This is a genomic window from Mucilaginibacter sp. (genome assembly GCF_028288105.1).
Lineage (GTDB): Bacteria > Bacteroidota > Bacteroidia > Sphingobacteriales > Sphingobacteriaceae > Mucilaginibacter.
Genome location: NZ_JAQBOI010000280.1, coordinates 1 through 5,024, shown reverse-complemented (window position 1 = coordinate 5,024; position 5,024 = coordinate 1). Strand labels below are relative to the sequence as shown.

The following is a 5,024-nucleotide window of genomic DNA, read 5'->3' as shown; positions in this document are numbered from 1 at the left end:
GTAGCTAATTGGAAAATTACCGAAGGGCGTGATTTTTCACGTGAATACATAAGCGATTCAAGTGCTATGATATTGAACGAATCGGCTGCAAAGTTCATGAACTTTAAACACCCCGTAGGCGAAATTATAGAGTGGGGCGATAGAGATAAATTTAAAGTGATTGCTGTAATAAAAGATATGGTAATGTCATCACCATACGAGCCGGTTAAACCAAGCATATTTATTTTGGATAAAGGAGCCGGCGATATGGTTGATATCCGCCTGAACCCTAAAAAAAGCACGCGCGAATCCTTAAGTAAAATTGAAGCCGTATTTAAACAGTATGACCCGGGTAGCCCGTTCGATTATAAGTTTACAGATGATGAGTACAATAAAAAGTTTGCTAATGAAGAACGTGTAGGCAAGCTGGCCGGTTTCTTTACCCTATTGGCAATCTTTATCAGTTGTATGGGCTTGTTTGGCATGGCATCGTTTATGGCCGAGCAACGCATTAAAGAGATCGGGGTTCGTAAAGTATTAGGCGCATCGGTATTTAGCTTATGGCGGTTAATGTCAACCGATTTTATTATCCTGGTAAGTATATCATTATTAATTGCTATACCAACCGCATACTACTTTATGCATGGCTGGCTGCAAGATTATAAGTATCGTACCGAGCTTTCCTGGTGGATCTTCGCGTTTACGGCTGTGGGTGCAATTGGTATCACGGTGCTTACAGTGAGTTACCAAAGTATAAAAGCCGCCCTTACGAACCCGGTAAAGAGTTTAAAAACAGAGTAAAAGAAGGATAGGAAAAAAATCATGATCAAAAATCATTTAAAGATAGCCTGGCGCATATTACTTCATCAGAAGGTTTTTTCGTTAATTAATATATTGGGGTTAGCTGTAGGGCTTGTGGCATGCCTGCTTATTGTACAATACATTAGCTTTGAGTTAAGCTACGATAATTTCCAGAAGAACGGGGCCGCCATCTACCGTATTAAGCACCAGAATTATAGCGAAGGTAACTTAACAGAAAACCTGCCCAAAACATATTCGGCTGTTGGCCCGGCATTAAAAGCAGAGTTTCCGGATGTGCAGGAGATGACCCGGGTATCTAAAATGGAGGGGCAGGTAAGTACGCAACTCCCCGGTGGTGAGCTCACCGCTTTTAACGAACGCCGGTTGTACATGGTAGATGCATCGTTCCTTAAAGTATTTTCTTTCCCTCTGGTTAAAGGGACAATGGCTGCTTTGAATAACCCTAACTCGGTTGTGCTTACAGAATCGACAGCTAAAAAATATTTCCCTAACCAGGATGCTGTAGGCAAAACTATTAAAATACAGCAGCAGATCTCAGGCACTAATATTACCGCAGCCATTACAGGGATCTGCCGGGATGTACCTGCTAATTCGCACCTACAGTTTGATTTCCTGGTGTCGCAAGATCTGAAAGCCGGCGACTGGCTATACCCGGATTTTTATACCTACGTTTTATTATCGCCCCATACCAGCCAGCAAGCGTTTGAGGCACGTTTGCCTGCTTTTATGCACAAGCGTATCAGCGATGGTAACCCAAGCTCCAGCTTTACTTTAGGCAAAACTAATATTGGTAACATCCGGTTAGCGTTGCAGCCATTAAAGGATATCCATTTATATTCAAACCTTACACAAGAGATAAGCACCGGCGGCAATGGCAAAATGGTATGGTATTTAGGTTTGATAGCTGCGCTAATCCTGCTTATCGCTTACATTAATTATATCAACCTTTCTACTGCTAAAGTGATAGAAAGGGCCAAAGAGGTAGGCATCCGCAAAGTATTAGGCTCGCAACGGATACAGCTTGTTACTCAGTTTTTGTTCGAGTCGATGCTGATCAATGTATTCAGTATTGTGGTAGCCGTGGTTGTGGTGATCATGTCAATGCCGTGGTTTAGTACATTGTGTGGCGTACAAATGCAGTTTATACTTTGGAAAGATCCTGTTTTCCTGCTTGGCTTTACCGGTGTGGTATTGGCAGGGATCTTACTATCGGCATTATATCCGGCACTGGTACTTTCTAATTATAAACCCGTACAGATCTTAAAAGGGAAATTCCCTAATATGGGTGGTAATATCACCCTCCGTAAATCACTGGTGGTTTTCCAGTTTGCGGCTACCATAACATTTATGATCGGCACGTTGATCGTATACCGCCAGGTTAATTTCATGAAAAGCTCTAACCAGGGTATGGATATGAAGCAAACCCTTATTGTACTGGCGCCACAAAGCGTAAGGGCCGATGATGCCGCCGCCATCAATTACGCGTCTAAGGATAGCGTTTTCCAGACAGAACTTTTACGCAACCCGCGCATACAAAGCGCTACTTCATCGTCCAGCATACCGGGGCAAAATATTGACTACGTTATGTCGTACAGTCGCCCGGCAATCGATGCTGAAGAAAAGGCTGTGCGGCTGCCTACATTTGAAATAGGCGGAAAATTTATCGATCAGTTTAAGGTAAAGATAATTGCCGGCGATAATTTTAAGTTTGATTTTTCTGCCCGCAGGCAACCCATGATGCTGAACGAGGCCGCGGTTGTATCTTTAGGTTTTAAGAACGCAGAGGATGCCGTAGGTAAAATAGTGCAAACAAAGAATGGCAGAGGCAGAGTTTTCGAGAACGAAATTGTTGGGGTGATAAAGAATTTCCATCAAACATCATTGAAAGACGCGTTTACGCCAATTGTTTTCAGGCAGATAGATCCATCCAGCATTACCCATTACGAACTAAAGGTGAACAGTGCGGATATGTCCGCCACAATCGCGCAAGTTCAAAAAACCTATAAAGGTGTTTTTACAGATGCCGCTTTTGATTACTTTTTCCTGGATGAATTTTTTGATCAGCAATACAAAACGGAGCAAAATTTCGGGCAGGTGTTTAGCCTGTTCTCGGGTTTTGCCATTTTTGTGGCTTGTTTAGGGCTGTTTGGTTTAACACTTATTACTATATCGCAACGCATAAAAGAGATTGGTATTCGTAAGATCCTGGGCGCATCTATCCCTAATATATTAACACTGATAGCAAAGGACTTTGTGGGGTTGATAATTATTGCAAACGTTATTGCTTTGCCACTGGCTTATTGGGGTAGTTACCAATGGTTGCAGAACTATCAGTTTAGGATACAATTTAGCGTATGGTTCTTCGCGTTGCCAATGTTGGCAGTATTGATTATTGCTTTAACTACCATAAGTTTTAGGGCGATAAAAGCAGCGGTGGCAAACCCGGTACAAAGTTTGCGGGCAGAATAATCAGAAACCTTACATAATTTATGAAGAAAATAATATACATCCTGTTTGCGGTATTTTTACTAAGCAGATTTGATGCAGGAGCACAATCAACCGGTAAAGTAAATGATACCCTGCAAAAGAAAATACAATTAGTAGAGAAAAGCCTGGTTGGTATAATCCAAACAGAAGGACAGCCATTATGGACCATTGAGGAACGGATGAAGCATTATAAGCTAAACGGCGTTAGTGTAGCGGTTATCCATAATTATAAAATAGCGTGGGCAAAGGGCTATGGCTGGGCCGATGCTGCTAAGAAGATACCGGTTACCGATAAAACGCTTTTTCAGGCGGCATCTATAAGTAAATCGTTAAACGCGATTGGTGTTTTAAAGCTTGTGCAAGATGGTAAGCTTGACCCCGATAAAGATATAAACCAGTACCTCACCAGTTGGAAATTCCCGTATGATTCTGTAGCCAAAAATAAAAAAATCACCACTAAAAACCTGCTTAGCCACACGGCCGGGTTAAACGTGCATGGTTTTGGCGGCTATAGCAATAAGGATACTATACCCACTATTGTGCAGATACTTAATGGAACTAAACCTGCCAACTCAGATCCTATCCGTTCTATGTTTGAGCCGGGCTTACGGTCCGAATATTCGGGCGGTGGTATTACCATTTCACAAATGATACTGATGGATATTACCCATCAGCCTTATGACAAGTTTATGTACGAGCAGGTATTAAAGCCCATGGGTATGACCAACAGTACTTATACACAACCGCCGGTTAATGTAAAACCAGAACTATTAGCTACCGCTTACCGTGATAACGGCACCGAGATCGAGGGCAAATACAACATTTACCCGGAACAGGCCGCCGCCGGTTTATGGACTAACCCAACCGATCTTTCTAAATATATTATTGAAACGCAATTGGCTTACCAGGGTAAATCTAGCAAAGTGCTCAACCAGGCTACTACAAAACTGCGGCTTACACCTTACCTGGATAAAGCCGCTGCCCTTGGGGTTTTTATTGACGATCTTGATGGCACAAAATATTTTCAGCATGGTGGTGCAAATGAGGGTTTCAGGTGCCAGTATTTTGGCAGCCTTGAGGGCGGCAATGGTGTGGTTGTTATGGTGAATTCTGATGAAGGGTCTATTACAAACGAGATTATAAATAGCATAGCTAAAGTTTACAATTTTAAAGGCTTATACCGCTCAAAGGTTTATAAAGAAGTTGCTGTGGATAGCGCAGTTCTACAAAGCTATGTAGGGAAATATGAAATGAGACCGGGCTTTAATCTATCCATAACGCGCGAAGGGAATAAATTATATGGGCAGGCAACAGGTCAGGGAAAATTGGACCTATTCCCCGAAGCGCAGAATAAGTTTTTCTTGAAAATTGCTCCTATCGAAATAGAGTTTATCAAGAATGATAAAGGCGAAGTTGTAACATGCAGAGTATATCAGGGTGGTGTAAACGATGCAAAAAAGATAGAATAATTTGTACCAGGGATTAAAACCGTTTTAACGCAATAAAAAATCCATGAAAACATATAAAGCATTATTTTTAGCTATGGCTTGCTTACTCAGTATGAGTTGTTTTAGCCAACAGGTACTCCCAAAAGCGGAGGACCTTATTGTAGTTAACCGGCAACTAAGTTTTGGGGGCGATGGAAGCCTGCACCTTAATGATGTAGACAACGTGGGTATTGCATGGATTAATAACATGCAGTTCAAAAATGGCACTATAGAGTTTGATGTTAAAGG

4 protein-coding genes are annotated in these 5,024 nt (G+C 41.9%); all 4 read left to right on the top strand.

Annotated elements, in window-relative coordinates:
* The coding region (locus tag JWQ85_RS18860; protein WP_367186251.1) for an ABC transporter permease at positions 1 to 780 on the top strand (780 nt) is incomplete at its 5' end.
* A 21-nt stretch (positions 781 to 801) separates the two neighbouring features.
* On the top strand, positions 802 to 3,270 hold the full coding sequence (locus JWQ85_RS18855) for an ABC transporter permease (RefSeq protein ID WP_299470710.1): 2,469 nt from the start codon (positions 802 to 804) through the stop codon (positions 3,268 to 3,270).
* Positions 3,271 to 3,290: 20 nt separating this feature from the next.
* Positions 3,291 to 4,757 carry a serine hydrolase gene (locus JWQ85_RS18850; RefSeq protein ID WP_299470708.1) on the top strand — a complete coding sequence of 489 codons (1,467 nt, stop codon included), beginning with the start codon at positions 3,291 to 3,293 and terminating at the stop codon, positions 4,755 to 4,757.
* Positions 4,758 to 4,800: 43 nt separating this feature from the next.
* On the top strand, positions 4,801 to 5,024 hold a 224-nt coding region (locus JWQ85_RS18845; RefSeq protein ID WP_299470706.1), incomplete at its 3' end, for a hypothetical protein.